At 67.6% G+C, this 19179-nt stretch carries 22 protein-coding genes; 11 read left to right on the top strand and 11 right to left on the bottom strand.

What is annotated here, in order from left to right; translation table 11 throughout:
• Nucleotides 1–69 precede the first annotated feature (69 nt).
• Nucleotides 70–291 carry a twin transmembrane helix small protein gene (locus OVA13_RS14635; protein WP_267791196.1) on the bottom strand — a complete coding sequence of 74 codons (222 nt, stop codon included), beginning with the start codon at nucleotides 289–291 and terminating at the stop codon, nucleotides 70–72.
• Nucleotides 292–384: 93 nt separating this feature from the next.
• Here OVA13_RS14635 and OVA13_RS14640 point away from each other — a divergent pair, with 93 nt between their 5' ends.
• Genes OVA13_RS14640 through cyoE form a run of 4 tightly spaced genes read left to right on the top strand, consistent with a single transcriptional unit; the run spans nucleotide 385 to nucleotide 3845 of the window.
• Nucleotides 385–1122 carry an SURF1 family protein gene (locus OVA13_RS14640; protein WP_267791197.1) on the top strand — a complete coding sequence of 246 codons (738 nt, stop codon included), beginning with the start codon at nucleotides 385–387 and terminating at the stop codon, nucleotides 1120–1122.
• A gap of 26 nt (nucleotides 1123–1148) precedes the next feature.
• Complete coding sequence (locus OVA13_RS14645; RefSeq protein ID WP_267791198.1) at nucleotides 1149–1721, top strand: redox-active disulfide-containing membrane protein; 573 nt, start codon at nucleotides 1149–1151, stop codon at nucleotides 1719–1721.
• Nucleotides 1722–1743: 22 nt separating this feature from the next.
• Nucleotides 1744–2904 carry a COX15/CtaA family protein gene (locus OVA13_RS14650; RefSeq protein WP_267791199.1) on the top strand — a complete coding sequence of 387 codons (1161 nt, stop codon included), beginning with the start codon at nucleotides 1744–1746 and terminating at the stop codon, nucleotides 2902–2904.
• A gap of 2 nt (nucleotides 2905–2906) precedes the next feature.
• A complete protein-coding gene (gene cyoE / locus OVA13_RS14655; RefSeq protein ID WP_267791200.1) occupies nucleotides 2907–3845 on the top strand; it encodes a heme o synthase in 939 nt (312 codons plus the stop codon).
• Between the two features lie 144 nt (nucleotides 3846–3989).
• Here the strand turns inward: cyoE and OVA13_RS14660 are convergent, their stop codons facing one another.
• The 6 genes from OVA13_RS14660 to rpsU form a co-directional block, all read right to left on the bottom strand.
• Entirely contained in the window at nucleotides 3990–4490 is a 501-nt protein-coding gene (locus OVA13_RS14660) for a protein tyrosine phosphatase family protein (RefSeq protein ID WP_267791201.1), read from the bottom strand.
• Nucleotides 4491–4501: 11 nt separating this feature from the next.
• Nucleotides 4502–6235: a DNA primase gene (gene dnaG / locus OVA13_RS14665; protein WP_267791202.1), complete on the bottom strand. Its 1734-nt coding sequence runs from the start codon at nucleotides 6233–6235 to the stop codon at nucleotides 4502–4504.
• 30 nt (nucleotides 6236–6265) lie between these two features.
• Complete coding sequence (locus tag OVA13_RS14670; protein ID WP_267791203.1) at nucleotides 6266–7159, bottom strand: YihY/virulence factor BrkB family protein; 894 nt, start codon at nucleotides 7157–7159, stop codon at nucleotides 6266–6268.
• A gap of 58 nt (nucleotides 7160–7217) precedes the next feature.
• Nucleotides 7218–7712, bottom strand: a complete 495-nt coding sequence (locus OVA13_RS14675) for a GNAT family N-acetyltransferase (protein ID WP_267791204.1) — start codon at nucleotides 7710–7712, stop codon at nucleotides 7218–7220.
• A gap of 64 nt (nucleotides 7713–7776) precedes the next feature.
• Nucleotides 7777–8223: a GatB/YqeY domain-containing protein gene (locus tag OVA13_RS14680; protein WP_267791205.1), complete on the bottom strand. Its 447-nt coding sequence runs from the start codon at nucleotides 8221–8223 to the stop codon at nucleotides 7777–7779.
• Nucleotides 8224–8308: 85 nt separating this feature from the next.
• The gene (rpsU, locus tag OVA13_RS14685) at nucleotides 8309–8524 is read right to left on the bottom strand and encodes a 30S ribosomal protein S21 (protein ID WP_002808376.1); all 216 of its coding nucleotides are present in this window, start codon (nucleotides 8522–8524) and stop codon (nucleotides 8309–8311) included.
• 119 nt (nucleotides 8525–8643) lie between these two features.
• Here rpsU and tsaD point away from each other — a divergent pair, with 119 nt between their 5' ends.
• The 3 genes from tsaD to OVA13_RS14700 all read left to right on the top strand — a co-directional run bounded on the left by tsaD (nucleotide 8644) and on the right by OVA13_RS14700 (nucleotide 10567).
• Complete coding sequence (tsaD, locus tag OVA13_RS14690) at nucleotides 8644–9681, top strand: tRNA (adenosine(37)-N6)-threonylcarbamoyltransferase complex transferase subunit TsaD (protein ID WP_267791207.1); 1038 nt, start codon at nucleotides 8644–8646, stop codon at nucleotides 9679–9681.
• Between the two features lie 87 nt (nucleotides 9682–9768).
• Nucleotides 9769–10125 carry a dihydroneopterin aldolase gene (gene folB / locus OVA13_RS14695; RefSeq protein ID WP_267791208.1) on the top strand — a complete coding sequence of 119 codons (357 nt, stop codon included), beginning with the start codon at nucleotides 9769–9771 and terminating at the stop codon, nucleotides 10123–10125.
• Nucleotides 10126–10180: 55 nt separating this feature from the next.
• Nucleotides 10181–10567 (top strand): 2-amino-4-hydroxy-6-hydroxymethyldihydropteridine diphosphokinase, encoded by a 387-nt coding sequence (locus OVA13_RS14700; protein ID WP_267791209.1) that lies wholly within the window; start codon nucleotides 10181–10183, stop codon nucleotides 10565–10567.
• 46 nt (nucleotides 10568–10613) lie between these two features.
• Here OVA13_RS14700 and OVA13_RS14705 read toward each other — a convergent pair whose 3' ends face one another.
• Nucleotides 10614–11354: a pteridine reductase gene (locus OVA13_RS14705; RefSeq protein WP_267791210.1), complete on the bottom strand. Its 741-nt coding sequence runs from the start codon at nucleotides 11352–11354 to the stop codon at nucleotides 10614–10616.
• Nucleotides 11355–11540: 186 nt separating this feature from the next.
• Between OVA13_RS14705 and OVA13_RS14710 the strand changes: the two genes are divergently transcribed.
• Entirely contained in the window at nucleotides 11541–13001 is a 1461-nt protein-coding gene (locus OVA13_RS14710; RefSeq protein WP_267791211.1) for a circularly permuted type 2 ATP-grasp protein, read from the top strand.
• Nucleotides 13001–13942, top strand: a complete 942-nt coding sequence (locus tag OVA13_RS14715) for an alpha-E domain-containing protein (protein ID WP_267791212.1) — start codon at nucleotides 13001–13003, stop codon at nucleotides 13940–13942. The genes OVA13_RS14710 and OVA13_RS14715 overlap by 1 nt, the downstream gene beginning before the upstream one ends.
• A gap of 21 nt (nucleotides 13943–13963) precedes the next feature.
• Here the strand turns inward: OVA13_RS14715 and OVA13_RS14720 are convergent, their stop codons facing one another.
• The gene (locus OVA13_RS14720; RefSeq protein WP_267791213.1) at nucleotides 13964–14155 is read right to left on the bottom strand and encodes a hypothetical protein; all 192 of its coding nucleotides are present in this window, start codon (nucleotides 14153–14155) and stop codon (nucleotides 13964–13966) included.
• A 35-nt stretch (nucleotides 14156–14190) separates the two neighbouring features.
• Nucleotides 14191–15021 (bottom strand): proteasome-type protease, encoded by an 831-nt coding sequence (locus tag OVA13_RS14725; protein WP_267791214.1) that lies wholly within the window; start codon nucleotides 15019–15021, stop codon nucleotides 14191–14193.
• Nucleotides 15022–15142: 121 nt separating this feature from the next.
• Here OVA13_RS14725 and OVA13_RS14730 point away from each other — a divergent pair, with 121 nt between their 5' ends.
• Nucleotides 15143–16327 carry a class I SAM-dependent methyltransferase gene (locus tag OVA13_RS14730; protein ID WP_324288291.1) on the top strand — a complete coding sequence of 395 codons (1185 nt, stop codon included), beginning with the start codon at nucleotides 15143–15145 and terminating at the stop codon, nucleotides 16325–16327.
• Nucleotides 16324–16737: a VanZ family protein gene (locus OVA13_RS14735; protein ID WP_267791216.1), complete on the top strand. Its 414-nt coding sequence runs from the start codon at nucleotides 16324–16326 to the stop codon at nucleotides 16735–16737. Before OVA13_RS14730 ends, OVA13_RS14735 begins: the two co-directional genes overlap by 4 nt.
• A gap of 53 nt (nucleotides 16738–16790) precedes the next feature.
• Here OVA13_RS14735 and OVA13_RS14740 read toward each other — a convergent pair whose 3' ends face one another.
• Nucleotides 16791–19133 carry a beta-N-acetylhexosaminidase gene (locus OVA13_RS14740; protein WP_267791217.1) on the bottom strand — a complete coding sequence of 781 codons (2343 nt, stop codon included), beginning with the start codon at nucleotides 19131–19133 and terminating at the stop codon, nucleotides 16791–16793.
• Nucleotides 19134–19179: the final 46 nt, after the last annotated feature.

Below are 19179 nucleotides of genomic sequence, written 5' to 3' on the forward strand. Positions count from 1 at the left end.
CCGGCCCTTTCTTTTTGCCTGCGGCGAGCCACCGCGGTTGGCCCGGGCGGCTGCGGGGGCGACAATGCGTCAGCCGGGATTGACGCCGTGCGGCTGGATCCACCCCATCTTGATCGACAGCGCGATGATCAGGATCAGCAGCACGGACAGTGCGATCCGGCGCGTCAGTGCATTCACCGTGCGCTTGCTTTCGCCCTTGTCCACCAACAGGTAGTACAGGCCGGCCCCCAGGTTCCACAGGATCAGAACGAGGAAAGCGATGACCAGCAGTGTTTTGAGCGAATCGTTCATGGCGTCCTCGGTGGGGCCTGGCGGTGATGCAGTGCCGCCATTATCGCAGCGTCGCCGTGAGGACGTGCCCGGTGCGACAAAAGGACGCAGGGCATGAGCCGCCGGCGTATGCCGCTGGCGCTGGGGTGGACGCTGGCGGTCCTGGCCATGGTGCTGTTCTGCAGCCTGGGCACGTGGCAGTGGGGCCGGGCCAAGCAGAAGGAAGCGATGCTGGCCGCCACCCGCCAGGTGTTGGACCAGCGCAATCCGGTGCCGCTGGCGGCCGCGGCTGATACGGCGCGCGCGCGCGACTATGACTGGGCGGCCGGCGATGGCGAATTCCTCGCCGGCCCCGCCGTGCTGCTGGACAACCAGACCCGCGAACGGCGTTCCGGCGTCCGCGTCTATCGCGTATTCCGGCCCGCCGCGGGCGGGACGCCGTTGCTGGTGGAGCTCGGTTGGCTGCCCCTGCCGGGCGACCGGCGCCTGCCTGCCATCGCGACGCCGGCGGGAACGCAGCGCGTCGCCGGCCTGCTGGTGCCGCCACCTGCGGGCGGCATCGCAGGTCCCGGCATCGCGCCGCAGCCCAACGGCGACCTGCTCGTGATCGGCATGCAGGCCGAGACGCTGGGCGAAGCGCTGGCCTTGCCGGTGTTGGCGCCGCGCGTCCTCAAGCTGGATCCGGCACTGCCGCTGGGGTATCCGCGCGATCTGGACATCCTGCCCAACACGCTCCCGCCCGAGCGCCACGTCGGGTACGCGGTGCAATGGTTCGCGCTGGCCCTGGCGATGCTGGTGATGGCGCTGGTGCTGACCTGGCATTCGCGCCGGAAGACACGACAGGGGCATTGAACGCCCAGCCGTGAGAAAATGACGGCATGGACCCAAAATCTTTCGATCCCGCCCAGCGGCGTCGCGGGCGGTGGATGCTGGTCGGCTTGTTCGCCCTGTTCTTCGGCACCGTCTTCGGCGCCGGCGTTCTGCGCTTCGCCGGCTGGCAGCCTGCCGCCCACAAGAACCATGGCGTGATGCTGCAACCGCCCGCGGATGCGCGCGCCATCGTGCCGCAACTGGAAGACGGCAGCCCGTATGCCTGGAATCCCGGCGAACGCACTTGGCGCATCGTGGTGGCGCCGCCAGCCGGCTGCGCCACGCCCTGCCTGAAGATGGCGCAGGACCTGGACAAGGTCTGGCAGTTGTTCGGCCACAACGCCGACAAGGTCGAGATCCTCTGGATCGGGCCCTATCCCGATGGCGCTCCGCGTCCGGCGTCGCTGCGCCTCGTGCGCGCCGATTCGCCGTTGCGCGCGGCGTTGCCGCAGCTGGACGATCCCGCCGGCATGCCGGTGTACGTGGTCGATCCGCACGGTTTCGTGATCCTGCGCTACGCCCCGGGTTTCGACCTGGGTGGCCTGCGCACGGACGTATCCAAACTCCTGAAGCTCATCTGAGCTTCCCGCCCGACATGACGCAATGAATGCCACTGCCCGCTCCGTGAATTCCCGCCCTGCCGTCCACAGGCACTTCCATCGAATCGCCTGGCTGGCTGTCGCGTTGACGTTGTGCGTGGTGGTGTTCGGCGCATTCGTGCGCCTGTCCGATGCCGGGCTGAGCTGCCCGGACTGGCCGACCTGCTACGGGCGTGCGGCGTGGCCCAAGGCGATGGACGAAGCGGCCGCGCACGTGGCCAGCGACATCCGTCCGTTTGAAACGCACAAGGCGTGGCGCGAACAGGTGCACCGCCACATCGCGGCCGCGCTGGGCGTGCTGGTGCTGGTGCTGGCCCTGCTCGCCGCGCGCCGGCGCCGCTGGGGCATCGCACAGATCCTGGTGGCGGCGGGGCTGGTCGCCGCGGCGATACCGCTGTACATGCAGGGGCAGCACGTCGCGGCGTCGCTGCTCGCGATCCTGGGCGAAGCGGTGCTGTTGTTCGCAGCCCTGCGCTGGTCGAACCTGGATCTTGCCCGCGCGGCTGCATTGACGCTGGCGGTGATCATCTTCCAGGCGTTGCTGGGCATGTGGACCGTGACGTGGCTGCTGAAGCCCATCGTGGTGATGGGCCACCTGGTGGGCGGCCTGACGACGTTCTCGTTGCTGGTATGGATGGCGTGGCGTGCCACCGACCGACCCATCACGCTGGCAGACGCGATCACGTTGCGTCGCTGGCTGATCGGCGGCCTGGTGTTGCTGGGCGCGCAGATCGCGCTGGGCGGTTGGGTCAGCGCGAACTATGCGGCGCTCGCCTGCGGGCTGGATTTCCCCAAGTGCGTGGGGCAGTGGTGGCCGCCCGCGGACTTCCGCGAAGGCTTCGTGCTGTGGCGCGGCATCGGCGTGGACTATGAGGGTGGCGTGCTGGACGGCGCCTCGCGCATCGCCATCCAGATGACCCACCGCATCGTCGCGGTGGTGCTGGCGCTGTACCTGCTGGCGCTGGCGCTGCGGCTGTTCCGCACGCCGGGCATGCGCAGCTGGGCGGTGACGCTGGTGGTGCTGGTGTCGGCGCAGGTCACGCTGGGCATCCTCAACGTCAAGCTCAACCTGCCGTTGCCGGTGGCCGTGGGCCACAACGCGGGTGCCGTGCTGCTGCTCTTCACCGTGGTCTCGTTGCTGGCGCGCCTGCGCCGACCGGACTGACCATGTCGCTCGCGATCCGGCAGTACTGGGACCTGACCAAGCCGCGCGTGGTGGCGCTGATCGTGTTCACCGCGATCGTCGGCATGTTCCTCGCCATCGACGGGCTGCCCGATGCCACGCAGCTGGTGCGCGGCGCGCTGGGCTTCCTGGGCATCTGGCTGGCCGCCTCCAGCGCTGCCGCCATCAACCAGCTGCTGGATTCTCGCATCGACGCGAAGATGGCGCGCACGTCGTGGCGTCCGCTGGTGCAGGGGCAGCTGAAGCCATGGCAGGCGCTGGTGTTCGCGCTGGTGCTGGCGGCCATCTCGATGGCGGTGCTGGTGCTGTGGGTCAATACCATCACCGCTGTCCTGACGTTCGCCTCGCTGATCGGCTATGCGGTGATCTACACCGTGTTCCTCAAGCGCGCCACGCCGCAGAACATCGTCATCGGCGGCATCGCCGGCGCCGCACCGCCACTGCTGGGCTGGGCCACGATGACCGGCATGCAGGGCGAGTGGGACTGGCCGCATGCATTGCTGCTGGTGCTGATCATCTTCGTGTGGACGCCGCCGCACTTCTGGGCGCTGGCGATCTTCCGCCGCGAGGACTATGCGCGCGCGCTGGTGCCCATGCTGCCGGTGACGCACGGCGTGACCTACACGCGCTGGCAGATCCTGTTCTACACGGTGCTGCTGGTGGAAGTGACGGTGTTGCCGGTGGTGTTCGGCATGAGCGGGCTGTTCTACCTGGGCGGCGCGCTGGTGCTGGGGGCGGTGTTCCTCTGGTATGCATGGCGCCTGCTGGACCCGCCGGACGAATTCTTCGCCATGCGCGTGTTCAACTACTCCATCGTCTACCTGATGGCGTTGTTCGCCTTCCTGCTGGTGGATCACTGGGTGATGCCGCTGTTGCGGCCCGTGGCGTCGGCTGCCGGTATTGAATTTGTGCCAGCGGGGTGATCCCGCTGTTGTAGGAGCGACGTCAGTCGCGACCGTGTGCCACCGACATGCATTGCAGCGGCGACGTGCATTGTCTCGCAGCGTCCGTCGGTAGGGTATGGGTTACACGCGACTCTGTTTGCGCGGTCGCGACCCACGTCGCTCCTACAACGGCTTGGCTGCGTCCGGCCCGCCCAACTTCTCCACCACGACGGGCTCCAGCGTTTTCAGTCCTGCCTTGCGACCTATTTCCAGCGCTTCCTCGCGAGGGACCCCGCGCGCTGCGGCATCCATCGCCAGCAACGCACCGACGCGGTTGCCCGACGCGCAGTGCAGCAGCACGTCGCCCTGCTGTGCCTCCAGCAGGTCGCCCAGCGCTTTCGCATTCGCCGGCGTGATGTCGTCCTTGCCGGCGATCGGCAGCGCGATGTAGTTCATGCCCAGGCGGTGCGCTTCGGTCGCTTCGTCGTAGCCGCGTTCTTCCTGCGCGCCGCGCAGATCGATGACCGTACGCACGCCCTGCCCCTGCAGTCGTGCAAGGTCTTCCAGCGAGGGCTGGCCACCGGTATGCAGACTGGTGCGGGGCTGGCTGAATTCCGCCGCGAAGAGGGTGATGGGCGTGCTGCACAGCAGTAGGGTGAACAGACAACGCAGGATCGACTTCATGATGGCGCTCCTCAGTGGCGACCGATGCGGGCCTGCAGCAGGGCACGCAGTTCGTACTTGTCCGCTTCGTCCAGGCCGATGCTGCGCTGCTTGGCCTGCAGTTCGTCCAGCCTCTGCTGCAGCGTCTGTTTTTCCAGCTGCACGGCGGCATCCAGCAGCTCCGTGCGCCAGCTTTCCTCGTCGCCTGGAATGTCCTGCATCGCGAGCTTCTGCAATGCGTTGACTTCCTCGCGCTCGGCGAAGTGTTCGAGCAGGGCGCCGGTGGTGATGTCCGGCCGTGTCCGCACGATGTCCAGCAGTTCCAGCAACAGATCCATGCCGGGGTGGCGCAGTCCGGAGAAGCCGTGTGACGACTCGATCGCCAACGCCAGTGACGGCTTGTGCAGGATGCGCACGATGATGCTGCGCACCAGGCTGGGCTTGTTGCCACTGCCGCTGGCGGGGCGGCGCGGCGTGCTGGCGGCGGTCGGCGCGGCGTTGGCGTTGCCGCCCGCGCCGACGCCGGTGATCTCGGTGAGGCGCTGGCGCATCAGGTCCCCGAAGGCACCGTCCGGTATCTGCGCCAGCAGCGGGCGCGCGCGCTCGGCCAGGCGCGCCTTGCCGTCCAGGGTGGTCAGCTTGATGTCCTTCGACAGTTCGTCGAAGAAGAACTGCGACAACGGCGTGGCCTGCTGCAGGCGCGCATCGAAGCCCGGCGCGCCTTCCTGCCGCACGATGGTATCGGGATCCTCGCCATCGGGCAGGAACAGGAAGAACGCCTGCCGTCCGTCCTTCATGCGCGGCAGCACCGACTCCAGGGCGCGCCATGCCGCACGCTGGCCGGCGGCATCGCCGTCGAAGCAGAAGTAGACATCCGGCGCGTTGCGGAACAGCAGTTCCGCGTGGTCGGGCGTGGTCGCGGTGCCCAACGTCGCCACGGCCTCTTTCACGCCGTACTGGAACAACGAGACGACGTCCATGTAGCCTTCGACCACGATCAGCCGGGCAATCTTCGTGTTGGCCTGGCGCACCTGCCACAGGCCGTACAGCTCGCGGCCCTTGTGGAACAGCGCCGTCTCTGGCGAGTTGAGGTACTTGGGGCCGTCGTCCTTCTGCAGCACGCGTCCGCCGAAGGCGATCACGCGACCACGGCGATCGTGGATGGGAAACATCACCCGGTCGCGGAACTTGTCGTAGACATGGCCACGGTCGTTCTTGGAGAACAGGCCCGCGCGCTCCAGCAGTTTCATCCGGCGCTCGTCGGTACCCAGCGCGTCTTTCAGCGCGGAGAAGCCATCCGGTGCATAGCCGATCAGGAACTGCGTGCGCGTCGATGCGTCGACGCCGCGGCCATCGAGATAGGTCTTCGCCTTGTCGCTGGTTTCCAGCTGCCGCTGGAAGAAGCGTGCCGCCGCTTCCAGTGCGCCGAACAGGTCGCGGGTATCGTTGTTCTCGTTGCGCTGCTGGGTGTCGCGCGGCACTTCCATGCCGTTCCGGCGCGCCAGCTCTTCCACCGCATCCAGGAATTCCAGCCGGTCGTAGTTGATCAGGAACGACAGCGCGGTACCGTGCGCGCCGCAACCGAAGCAGTGGTAGAACTGCTTGGTCGGCGACACGGTGAACGACGGCGAGCGCTCGTCATGGAACGGGCAGCAGGCCGAGTATTCCTTGCCCTGCCGTTTCAGCGGCACGCGCGCGCTGATCACCTCGACGATATCCGTCCGGGCGAGCAGTTCGTCGATGAAGGCGTCGGGGATGCGGGCCATGGCCGACTAGGATGCCATGCCGGCGCAGTCTCAGGGCGGCGCGGGGGCGGCGGCCCGCGCACGGTGGCGCTGGCGTTCGTCGATCACGGCCGTCAACAGGGCGCCGACGAAAAACACCACGCTGGCGTAGTAGATCCAGACCAGCAGCAGTACCAGCGCACCCATCGAGCCGTACGCACTGTCCGGCGCCGCTTCCGCCAGGTACAGGCCGATCAGGTAGCGGCCCGCGCCGAACAGCGCCGCGGTGATCGCACCGCCCAGGAAGGCCTGCCGCCATGCCACGCGGCGGTCCGGCAGGTAGTGGTAGAAGAAGGCGAATGCCAGCGTGTACAGCAGCAGCGTGGTGGCATAGCCGATCGCCGGCAGCAGCGAGGGCAGGCGGGCGAAGACCACCTGCAACGCGGTGGTGGCGATCATCGATACCACCAGCAGGAAGCCGATCGCCAGCACCACGCCCAGCGAGAACACGCGCTTCTTCACCCACGCCAGCGGGCCGTTGAGGCGCTGCGCATCGGTGCGGAAGATCAGGTTCAGCGCGCCCTGCAGCTGCGCGAACACGACCGTGGCGCCGATGAACAGCAGCGCCGTGCTCCACCATCCCGCCAGCGAACCGACATCCGGGCGCTCGCTGGCGTTGCGGATCACCGTCTCCGCCACGGTGGCGGCGCTGCTCCCCGCCAGCTGCTGGATCTGGTCGACCAGCGACTGCTGCGCCGGCGGATAGAGCGAGGCGGTCAGCCACAACAGCAGCAACAGCAGGGGCGCCAGCGACAGCAGCGCGTAGAACGACAGCGAGGCCGCCTGTGTCATCAGGTCGGTCTCGATGAAGCGTCGCACCAGCGCGGCCGGCAGGCTCTGCTCGACGAGGTCGCCCCAGCGTTTCAGGCGGGACGGCAGGGCGGGAAGGCGGGGGGCATCGGTCACGCGGGCAGCATCGCGCACGCGCCGTCACGGCCGTGTCAGCGGGCGACCCGCATGGCGCTCAGGGTGTCGCGGCCGCGAGCGCGCGCAGGGCATCGCCGCTGACGCGCTGCACGGTCCATTCCTCCATGCCGACCGCCCCCAGGCCGCGATAGAACCGGATCGCCGGCGCGTTCCAGTCCAGCACGGACCATTCGAACCGGCCACAGCCGCGTGCCACGGCGAGTTGCGCCAGATGCACCATCAGGCGCCTGCCCAGCCCCAGTCCGCGATAGGGGGGGAGCACGAACAGGTCTTCCAGATAGAGACCCGGCTGGCCGAGGAAGGTGGAGAAATTGTGGAAGAACAGGGCGAAGCCGGCCGGCTGGCCGTCGACGTGCGCAATCACCACCTCGGCGGCGGGGCGTGGGCCGAACAGGTGCTGTTCCAGCAAGCCGGGCGTGGCGACGGCCTCGTGCGCGAGCTTTTCGTACTCGGCCAGGCCGGCGATGAAATCCAGGATCTGCGGGATGTCGGCGCGGGTGGCCGGGCGCAGGGTGATGGCGGGGCTGTCCATGCCCGCGATTCTAGTCCCGCCGTGGCGGGCGAGTGCGGAGCCGGCAGGCCGGCTCCGCAGGGGATCAGCCGGCGAGCTTCTTCTTGATCAGCGCGGAGACTTGGCCCATGTCGGCCTGGCCGGCCAGACGCGGCTTCAGCACGCCCATCAGCTTGCCCATGTCGGCCGGGCCGGTAGCGCCGGTTTCGGCGATGGCGGCTTCGATGGCGGCCAGGATCTCGGCCTCGCCGAGCTTGGCGGGCAGGTAGCGTTCGATCACCACGATCTCGGCGCGCTCGATGGCGGCCAGGTCTTCGCGGCTGGCAGCCTCGAACTGGTTCACCGAATCCTTGCGCTGCTTGACCATCTTCTCCAGCACGGCCAGCACCGCAGCGTCGTCCAGCTCGATGCGCTCGTCCACTTCGCGCTGCTTGATGGCGGCGTTGATCAGGCGGATGACGGCCAGGCGGTCTTTCTCGCCGGCTTTCATGGCGGCCTTCATGTCATCGGTAAGCTGTTGTTTCAGGGACATGGGCGTTTCTCCGGATGGGCGGGGCCAAAAAACACAAAAAGCCGGCGACGCTTGCGCGTGCCGGCTTCTGGCGAAGCGACGCGGCTCAGTACAGGCGCTGGCGCTTGGTGACGTCGCGCGAGCTGCGGCGCAGCTGACGCTTCACCGCGGCGGCGGCCTTGCGCTTGCGTTCCTGGGTCGGCTTCTCGTAGAACTCGCGCTTGCGGGTTTCGGCCAGAACACCGGCCTTTTCGCAGGTACGCTTGAAGCGACGCAGAGCAAACTCAAAAGGCTCGTTTTCGCGGACTTTGACGCTGGGCATGGAATCTCCGGTACACATGATGACCGGGATCGGCCCGGCGAGCCGCGTATTATAGCGGCTCGGCAGGACGCTGCAACCCACCCCTTGTCCCGCCTTATCCGGAGCCCCAGATTCCCGCCATGCGCGTCCTCGGCATCGAAACCAGTTGTGACGAAACCGGCGTGGCCGTGTACGACACGGGCCTGTCCGGTGCGGCCGGGCTGCGCGCCCACGCGGTATACAGCCAGATCGCCCTGCATGCCGAGTACGGCGGCGTGGTGCCCGAGCTGGCCAGCCGCGACCATGTCCGCAAGCTGCTTCCGCTGGTCCGGCAGACCCTGGCCGAAGCCGGCCTGGGCATGCAGGACCTGGATGGCGTGGCCTATACCGCCGGCCCGGGCCTGGTCGGGGCCCTGCTGGTGGGGGCGGGCGTGGCCCGTTCGCTGGCCTGGGCGCTGGACGTCCCGGCCGTCGGGGTACATCACATGGAAGGCCACCTGCTGGCCCCGCTGATGGAAGACGACCCGCCGGAACCACCTTTCGTCGCCCTACTGGTCTCCGGCGGCCACACCCAGCTGGTGGCCGTGGATGCCATCGGCCGTTACCGCCTGCTGGGCGAAACGCTGGACGACGCCGCCGGTGAAGCCTTCGACAAGACCGCCAAGCTGATGGGCCTGCCCTATCCCGGTGGCCCGCAGCTCGCGGCGCTGGCCGAACAGGGGCGTCCGGGCGCTTACCGGTTTTCCCGGCCGATGACCGACCGGCCCGGGCTGGATTTCAGCTTTTCCGGCCTGAAGACCCAGGTGCTGCTGGCCTGGCGCGATAGCGACCAGAGCGCGCAGACGCGTGCGGACATCGCGCGCGGGTTCGAGGATGCGGTGGTGGAAACGCTGGCGATCAAGTGCCAGCGTGCACTGGATGCTGCCGGCAGCGACGTGATCGTCATCGCCGGTGGCGTGGGCGCGAACAAGCGCCTGCGCGCGCGCCTCCAGGAAATCGCCGCCAAGCGCGGCGGCCGCGCCTGCTTCCCGCGCCCGGCGCTGTGCACCGACAACGGGGCGATGATCGCCTTCGCCGGTGCCCTGCGCCTGCAGGCAGGCCAGCATGAAACCGCCGAAGTGAAGGTCACGCCACGCTGGGACATGGCGACGTTGCCGGCACTGGTGGCCATGACGTGATGGGTGATGGGTGATTCGCGAGAGCCAGGTTCTGCCGTTGCCGCTACCATTCCAATCACCCATTACCCATCATCCATCACGGTCACCATGGACAAGGTTTTCATCGAAGGTCTCGAAGCGGATGCGGTGATCGGCATCCACGACTGGGAACGCCGCATCCGGCAGACGTTGCGCTTCGACATCGAGCTGGGGTTTGACAACCGCATTCCGGCCGCGACCGACGATGTGGCGGATACGCTGGACTACGATGCCATCAGCCAACGCGTTACCGCGTATGTGCAGGCGTCCGAGTTCGGACTGGTGGAAACGCTGGCCGAGCGCTGCGTGTCGCTGGTGATGGAAGAGTTCGGCGTGGCGTGGATGCGGCTCAGGCTGAGCAAGCCCGGCGCGGTGCGCAATGCCATCGCCGTGGGCGTGATCATCGAACGCGGCCGCGCCGACTGACGTGCCCGGGGCGCTTCTGCCATCATGGCGGCCCCGTCCCATCGCCGGCCCTGACGTGAATCCGCATCGCTACCTGTTGTTGCTGGGCACCGCCACCGACGAGGAAGGCCGTCTGCGCCAGGCGCGTGATGGCCTGAAGCGCCATGGTCGCATCCTCGCCCGCAGTGGCGTGGTCCACGGCCCCAGCGTGGTGGAAGGCGACGCGACGCGCTATGCCAACCAGGCGTTGCTGCTCGCCAGCGAACTGCCGCGCAGCGAATTCGCCGACTGGCTGAAGTCGCTCGAGCGCCACCTGGGGCGCCGCCCCGAACAGGCCACCTGCGTCATCGACATCGACCTGGTCGGCGAATGCGATGCCAATGGCGCGATGACATGGCAGAACGATGCCAAGCTCGATGCCCCGCTGTTCCAGGAACTGGTGGCGAAAGTACTGCGCCGCTGAGGCGCGGGAAGCGCAGGCCGCTTCCTTCCTGCAGTCGCGTCGTGCTTCAGATGAAGACCGATCGCCCGCCATCGATGGCGATCACCTGCCCGGTGATGTAGCGGTTGCCGGCCAGCAGCCAGCGGACGGCATCGGCGATGTCCTCGGGTGAACCCTGGCGCTGCAGCGCGGTGCGTTCGCGTACAAGATCCAATGTTTCCGCCTTCACCGGATTCTCCGACCACAGGACGTTGCCGGGTGCGACGGCATTGACGCGTATCTCCGGGCCCAGCTCGCGCGCCAGCGACTGCGTCATCATCACCAGCGCGGCCTTGGCCATGCAGTAGACGGTGTGATGCTTCAGGGGGCGCTGGGCGTAGATGTCGGCCAGGTTGACGATGGCGCCGCCGCTGGCTTTCAGATGGGGCGCCGCCGCCTGCGACAGGAAGAACGGTGCGCGCGCGTTGGACGCGAACAATTCATCCCATTGCGACGGTGTCACCGTGCCGATGGGCGTGGCGTAGTAGGCAGAGGCGTTGTTGACCAGCGCATCCAGGCGGCCGAAGCGACCCACTGCCTGCGCCACCAGTTCCGGCAGCCGGTCGAAAGCCGCCAGGTCCGCCTGGACCGCCAGCGTACTGCCCGCGCGCTGCGCTTCCAGCGCATCCACCAGCGCCTGCATGTCGGCGCCGGAGCTGCGGTAATGCAGCACCACGTCGTAACCGTCCGCATGCAGTTGCCGTGCGATGACGGCGCCCACCCGCTTGGCGGCACCGGTGACGAGGGCGACGGGGCGGGCGTCGGACATGGCGTGCTCCTGCGGGACTGGCCGGCATTGTCGCCGGTTTGCGCGGCCATGCGGACCGGTGGTGCCGGCCGGCCAGTGTGAGGCGAGATACGTGGCGTGCGGCTTGACGGCCCGCATGCTTGCAGGCATGTTGCGATGCATCACCCCTCACCGGGTCTTTCCGGTGCCGGGCAGCGGAAAGGGCGAATGGACTGGGCGAAGTACCGCACCACCACCTTTGATGAACTGATCCAGGCCGATGGCCGGCCGCGCCCGGCTGCGCGACGGGTCGTCGAATACCTGGCCGGGTTGTCCGGCCGCGAAATCGCCGAACGCCAGGTCGCCGCCGACGTCGCAGCGCGGGTCATGGGCATCACCTTCACCGTGTATTCCGATGGCCGCAACGTCGACCGCACGCTGCCGTTCGACCTGATCCCGCGCATCATCCCGTTGAAGGAGTGGCAACGCACCGAAGCCGGCCTGAAGCAGCGCATGCGCGCGCTGAACCTCTTCATCGGCGACATCTACGGCAGGCAGCAGATCGTCAAGGACAAGGTGTTCCCGGCGATGCTGCTGAAGGATTCGGTGAACTTCCGGCCGCACTGCGTTGGCGTGAAGCCGCCGCTCGGCGTCTGGGCGCACATCTGCGGTTCCGATCTGGTGCGCGATGCCGACGGCACGCTGTACGCGCTGGAAGACAACCTGCGCATTCCCTCCGGCGTCAGCTACATGCTGGAAAACCGCATGGTGGCCAAGCGCGTCTTCCCGGAACTGTTCGAGACCAGTTCGATCCTGCCGGTGGACGAATACCCGTCTCAGCTCTATGACACATTGGCGGCGCTGTCGCCGCGCCCGGGCAACACGCCGGTGATCGCGCTGCTGACGCCGGGCGTGTTCAACAGCGCGTACTTCGAGCATGCGTACCTGGCGCAGGCAATGGGCATCGAGCTGGTCGAAGGCAGCGACCTGTTCGTCGCCGACGACGACTGCACCTACATGCGCACGGTGTACGGCCCGCAGCGCGTGGACGTGATCTACCGTCGCGTGGACGACCTGTTCATCGATCCGGAAGTCTTCCATCCCGATTCCGTCCTCGGCGCGCCGGGGCTGATCCGCAGCTGGCGCGCCGGCAAGGTGGCGCTGGCCAATGCGCCGGGCGCGGGCGTGGCGGACGACAAGGTCGTGTTCGCCTACGTGCCGAAGATGATCAAGTACTACCTGGACGAGGATCCCATCCTGCCCAACGTGCCCAGCTACCTGTGCCACAACGCCAAGGAGCGGAAGTACGTGCTGGACAACATCGAGAAGCTGGTGGTCAAGCCAGCCAATGAGTCCGGCGGTTACGGCATGCTGATCGGTCCGCGTTCCACCAAGCGCCAGCGCGAGAAGTTCAAGGCGCTGATCCAGCAGGACCCGCGCAACTACATGGCGCAGCCCACGCTGTCGCTGTCCACCGCCCCCATCGTGACCAAGCAGGGCCCGTCGCCGCGGCACCTGGATCTGCGGCCGTTCGTGCTGTCGCGCAGCGACATCTACGTGACCACCGGCGGCCTGACCCGCGTGGCCATGGAGAAAGGTTCGCTGGTGGTGAATTCCTCGCAGGGGGGCGGCGCCAAGGACACCTGGGTGGTCGACCTGTCCGACGAGCCGGATGGAGGCCACGCCTGATGCTGTCGCGCGTGGCCGAGAATCTCTACTGGTTCAGTCGTTACGTGCGGCGAGCGGAAAACACCGCGCGGCTGGTGGGCGTCGGCAGCCAGTTGCAGCTGGACCTGCCGCGGTCGGTGGGCTTCGCATGGCGCCCGTTGATCGAGACCGTCGGTACCGGCCAGCAGTTCGTGGATTGCTTTCCCGATGCGGGCGACGATGTGGGGGATGTCGAAGTCATCCGGTTCCTGCTGCTCGACGAACGCAACCCTTCATCGTTGCGTACCTCGGTCGATTCGGCGCGCGAGATCCTGCGCAGCATCCGCGACAGCCTGCCGCAGGACGTATGGGAAGCCGTCAACGACCTGCATCTCTACATCGGTGCGCACGGCGAGCGCAGCCTCAGTCGTCGATACCGGGTGGAGTTCCTCAACCGCATCATCGATGGCTGCCTGAAGGTGTCGGGCCTGCTCAGCGCGAATGTCAGCCGGGACATCGGCTACCAGTTCCTGCGCCTGGGCACCGCGCTGGAACAGGCGGACATGACCACGCGCATCATCGATGCCGGTGCGTCCGGGCTGGTCACGCCGCGCAACGAGGAAGACCGGGAAGGGTTCCAGAACATGCAGTGGATGAGCGTGCTGCGTTCGCTGGCGGCCTACCAGATGTTCCGCCGCCACATGCGCCAGCGCGTCACCGCCGAACTGGCGTTGCGCTTCCTGCTGCAGAACAACGAGTTCCCGCGCAGCGTGCAGTTCTGCCTGGCGCGGGCGCTGAGCGTGCTGCCGACCATGCCGGCACGGCCGGGGGTGGACCGCCATCTCAATCGCGTCATCGGCCTGACCCGCAATGCGGACCCCGCATTCCTCGCCGCGCGTAACCCGGCGGTGTTCATGGACGAGATACAGGTGCATCTGGGCGCGTTGCACACTGCCCTGGCAGAAGGCTACTTCCGCGGCTGACACGCAGCTTGCGGTGAAGATTCAGCGCGACCCACCACGACGCTCGCGGTGCCATGCCAGCGCCACGGCCACCAGTTTGCTGGCCACCACGCCCCACCCCAGCAGCAGCGGCCACGTCCACCCATGCCAGCGCGGGGGCAACCAGAAGAGCGCCGCCGCCCCCGCGCAGAACACGATGACGAACAGTGCGATGGCGTGGAGAAACGTCCTCACGGCAGGCGACCGGCAGGGAGCCTGGGATCGCCGCGCTACTGCTGGCCCTGCGAATCGCCGGGATCCTGCCGCGACGGTACGCGCCGCGGTGGCATCACCGGCAGTGGGCCCGCGGGCGCTTCCTGCACCGTCTGCGGTTCCCACGGGAACCGAGGCAGGCTGTGCACGGCGGCTTCCAGCTTGCGTGACCAGGTATCGTGGATCTCCGCATACAGCGGCGTGTCGGCTTCCATGCGCATCTTCTGGGTCAGCTTCAGGTCGCCCGCACGCAGCAGCGCCACGTCCACCGGCATGCCGACGGACAGATTGGAGCGGATGGTGGAATCCAGCGACACCAGTGCGCAGCGGGCGGCGTCCTCCAGCGATGTCTCCGGTCGCACGATGCGGTCCAGGATCGGCTTGCCGTACTTGGATTCGCCGATCTGCAGGTAAGGCGTCTCCGGCGAGGTGGCGATGCAGTTGCCCAGCGGGTAGACCATGTACAGGCCGGGGCGCTCGCCGGCGATCTGGCCGCCGAAGATCAGCGTGGACTGCACGTTGACGCCACTCTGCTGCGCCTCGTCGACCACGCGCGCCTGGCTGGCGACCAGCGTTTCGCCGACATACTCGGCCACTTCGTACAGGTGCGAGAACGAGCGCAGGCTGCGCGGCGCCTTCGGATCGTCCGCGTCGCGCTGCAACTTCGACAGGGTGAGCTGCGTGGTGGCCAGGTTGCCGGCGGACATGATGACGAACACGCGCTCACCCGGCCACTCGAACACGTGCAGCTTGCGGTACACGCGCACATCGTCGAACGAGGCGCTGGTGCGGGTATCCGCCGCGAAGACCAGGCCTTCGTTGACTTCGATGCCGACACAATAGGTCATGACGTGTCCGTTGCTGCTGTGCACCACGATTCTATGCGTGGGCTTCCGGCATTGCCAGCATTTGGCCGAGGGATTGCAGGCACCACGTACAATGGCACTACATCTCACTTTCCGGTGCCGCATGCAGGCCGACCTGCCCCTCCCCGACGACGACGCGCTCGCCCACAGCGGGCGACTGGCCGGATTGATCCGTGCCGAGATCGCCGGCAATGGCGGTCATCTCCCTTTTTCGCGCTTCATGGAGCGCTGCCTGTACGCCCCGGGACTTGGCTACTACAGCGCGGGCAGCACCAAGTTCGGCGAAGCCGGTGACTTCACCACCGCGCCCGAACTGGGTCCGCTGTTCGCCAGTTGCGTCGCGCAGGCGGTGGCACCGGTGCTGCAGCAGGTCGGGCCGCAGGCGGAGTTCGTCGAAATCGGCGGCGGCAGCGGTGCATTCGCCGAGGTCGTGTTGAAGCGGTTGCTGGCGCTGGATGCGCTGCCTGCACGCTATGCCATCCTGGAACCGAGCGCCGACCTGCGCGAACGCCAGCGCGAACGCCTGGCGCAGCGGTTGATCCCGCCGGTGTTCGACCTAGTCGAATGGCTGGACGCGCCGCCGTCGGAAACGTGGCATGGCGTGCTGTTCGCCAACGAAGTGATCGATGCATTGCCGACACCGCGCTTCACGCTGCGGGATGGCGAGGTGTTCGAGGAAGCGGTGGCGCTGGACGACGAAGGCCGTTTCGTGCGAACCGATCGCCCGGCCGATGCATTGCTTGCCGCGGCCGTCCGCCACGTCGAGCGCTACCTCGAGCAGCCGTTCCCCGACGGTTACCGTTCCGAGCTGCTGCCGCAGCTGCCGTACTGGATCCAGGCGGTGATGGGTGGGCTGGACACCGGCGCGATGCTGTTCGCCGACTACGGCTATCCGCGCCGCGAGTACTACCTGCCCGACCGCGACCAGGGCACGCTGCGTGCGTTCTACCGCCACCGCACGCATGCCGATGCGTACCTGTGGCCGGGCCTGCAGGACCTGACCGCCTCGGTGGATTTCACCGCACTGGCCGAGGCCGGTACCAACGCAGGGTTCGATCTGGCCGGTTACACCACGCAGGCGAATTTCCTGCTGGGCAATGGATTGCAGGAGCGCCTGGACGAGGCCGAAGCACGTGCGGACGCCGCCACGTTATTGCGGTTGCGCAACGAGGCCAAGCGGCTGACGCTGCCCAGCGAGATGGGCGAGCGCTTCCAGCTGATGGGCTTTTCGCGCGACGTGGAGTTCGGCACTGCGTTCCTGATGAACGACCTGAGCTGGCGGCTGTGAGCGGCTTCCTCGCTCTCAAGCCGTTCCATCGGCCCCGCGTATGGCTGGGCCTGTGGCTGGTGGCCGTGGCGGCGGTGGTCGTGCTGTCGCTGGTGAACCTGAGCGGCTTGCCGCCGGTGCCGGAGGGCGGCGACAAGGTCGAGCATTTCCTCGCCTATGCGCTGCTGTCGGCGGCCGCCGTGCAGATCTTCCGCGACCGCGGCACCTGCGTCGCCGTGGCCGTCGCCCTGGTCGGCCTGGGGATCGGGCTGGAATTCGCACAGGGCATGCTCACGACCACGCGCATGGGCGATCCACGCGACGCGCTGGCCAATACCCTCGGCGCGATGGCGGGCCTGGCCACCGTGCTGACACCGGCGCGGCACCTGCTGCAGGCGATGGAAGCGCGCCTGTTGCCGGCCCGCGCCTGAGCAAGAAAAAAGCCGGGACATGCCCGGCTTTCTTCCCGCAATCGCGGCAGCGCTCAGCGCGGCTGCAGCGTGATGCGGTCCAGTACCCACATCTGCGGACGCGTATCGCCGGTGAAGCGCACGCACAGGTCCTGCCTGCCGCTCGTGCCCGCGGGCAGGGCGGCGTCCAGGTTGATGAAACCGTCGGCGTCCGGTGCCGCCGGCAACGGCACGGTGGCCAGTGTGCGTCCCTTGCAGCCGCCGCCCAGGATCTCCAGTTCGCCCAGCGGTGACTTCGCCGCTTCGAACGTGCGGTGCGGTTCGTCGTGGGCCAGCTGGAAGTAGTACGGAATGCGTCCGGCGCGCACCTTGATCGAGGCGATGCCGTCCAGGTCCGCCTGGTTCCACTGCCAGCACGGGTAGAAGATGGTGGCGTTGAAGATCGCGCGTTCGCCATCGGCCGGGCCATCGTCTTCCAGGCGCAGCAGCAGGCGGCCGGCATCCGGACATACGGCCATCGCTTCATCCGTGCGCGTCAGCAGGGAGGCGGGCGTCAGCTCGAACGTGGACGCGGGCGCCAGGGCGCGCCCGTCGGCGAACGCCGCCGCGCGCACGGTGGTGGGCAGCTTCGCGGCGATGGGGGCTGCGTACGTTGCCGACTGCGGCGTGGGCGCGCTGCCATCGGTCGTGTAGTGCACCGGGTAGCCCAGCGGATTGGACAGCGTGACCTGCGCCGTGCCGGTCTTGCGATCCTCCTCCACCGCGATGGCCACTTCGAACGGCGTCTTCGCGTAACCCAGCCCGATGGCATCGTAGCGCTTCAACAATGCGGGCAGGCGCGCGGTGAAATCCGCGAAGTCCTTCTTCGCGGCGGGTGACCAGCCGGTTTCGGCGACGGCCGCCAGGCGCGGGAATGCATTGTGCTGCAGCCGTTCGAACGTGCGGGTGTGTTCGGTCCACAGGTTGGCCTGCAGGCCGAGGATGTGGTGGCGCTGGCTTTCTTCCAGTTCCGGCGGCACCGGTTCGAACGCGTAGACATCCTGCAGCGTGATCAGCGCGGGGCGCCCGGGCGGTTCGTTTGGCGATGCGGTCTGCAGGTAGTCCAGGTAGGTCTTGTTCGACGGCGACATCACCACGTCGTGGCCCTGTCGCGCGGCCTTCAGGCCGCCCTCGATGCCGCGCCACGACATGACGGTGGCTTCCGGCGGCAGCTTGGCCTCGAGGATCTCGTCCCAGCCGATCAAGCGCTTGCCATGCCCGGCCAGGTATTTCTCCAGGCGCTCGACCAGATAACCCTGCAGGTCCATCTCGGTCTTCGCGCCGAGCTGGCGCATGCGGGCCTGCTCGCGCGCGGAGGCTTCCCACTGGTCCTTGACCGCTTCGTCGCCGCCGATGTGCACGTAGGTGCCGGGGAACAGCGTGACCACTTCGCCCAGCACGTTCTCGAAGAACGTGATCGTCGGTTCTTCCACGTTGACCAGGTTGGGGAACACGCCCCACTCGTTCGACGGCACCAGCGGTGTGTTGATCGAGCCCAGCTCCGGATACGCGGCAATGGCGGCCGTGGCATGGCCGGGCACGTTGATCTCGGGTACCACGGTGATGTGGCGCTCGGCGGCGTACTTCACCACGTCGCGGATCTGGTCCTGCGTGTAGAAACCGCAGTAGGGGCGCGGTTCGCCCGTCTTCGGGTCTTTGCCGCCATCACCGGCGGGAATGCGGCAGCCGCCGATCTCGGTGAGCTTCGGGTATTGCTTGATTTCGATACGCCAGCCCTGGTCGTCGGTCAGGTGCCAATGCAGGGTGTTGAGCTTGTGCAGGGCCATCGCGTCGATGACCTTCTCGACCTCGTCCACGCTCTGGAAGTGGCGCGCGGGGTCCAGCATGAAGCCGCGCCAGCCGAAGCGGGGGGCGTCCTCGATGTGCAAGGCGGGCAACACCGCGCTGGCGCCATCGCCCTGCGTGATCAGCTGCCACAGCGTCACGGCGCCGTAGAACAGGCCACGCTCATCGGCAGCCTTCACGGTAATGCCGTCGGCGGTGACGTCCAACACGTAGGCCTCCGGCGATGGCGCTTTTGCCGTCGCATCGATGACCAAGCGGATGCCGCCGGTGTTCCCGGTGCCCGCTGGCACGGCCTTGCCCGCCTTGCCCAGGAAGCCGGCGAACTGCGCGGCGACGCGCTGCGCGGCTTCGCCTTCCGCGTGGATCGGCGTGCCCGCGTCCACGGTGAACTGTCCCTGTTTCAGGTCGAGCAGCGCGGGCGCGGGGATCAGGGCCGGGGTGATGACGGCTCCGGTGGCCTGCGCTGCGGGCGCATCATCGGTGCCGGTGCGCGGGCTGCAGGCGGTGGTCGCCAGCAGGGGAACGGTGAAGGCCGCCAAGGCCAGGGCGTGGTACCAGGAGGATCGTTTCATCGTGGCTCTCGGAGTGCGTCGTGGGCAGAGTGCCCAAAAAAAGCGG

The organism is Pseudoxanthomonas sp. SL93 (assembly GCF_026625825.1).
Taxonomy (GTDB): Bacteria; Pseudomonadota; Gammaproteobacteria; order Xanthomonadales; family Xanthomonadaceae; genus Pseudoxanthomonas_A.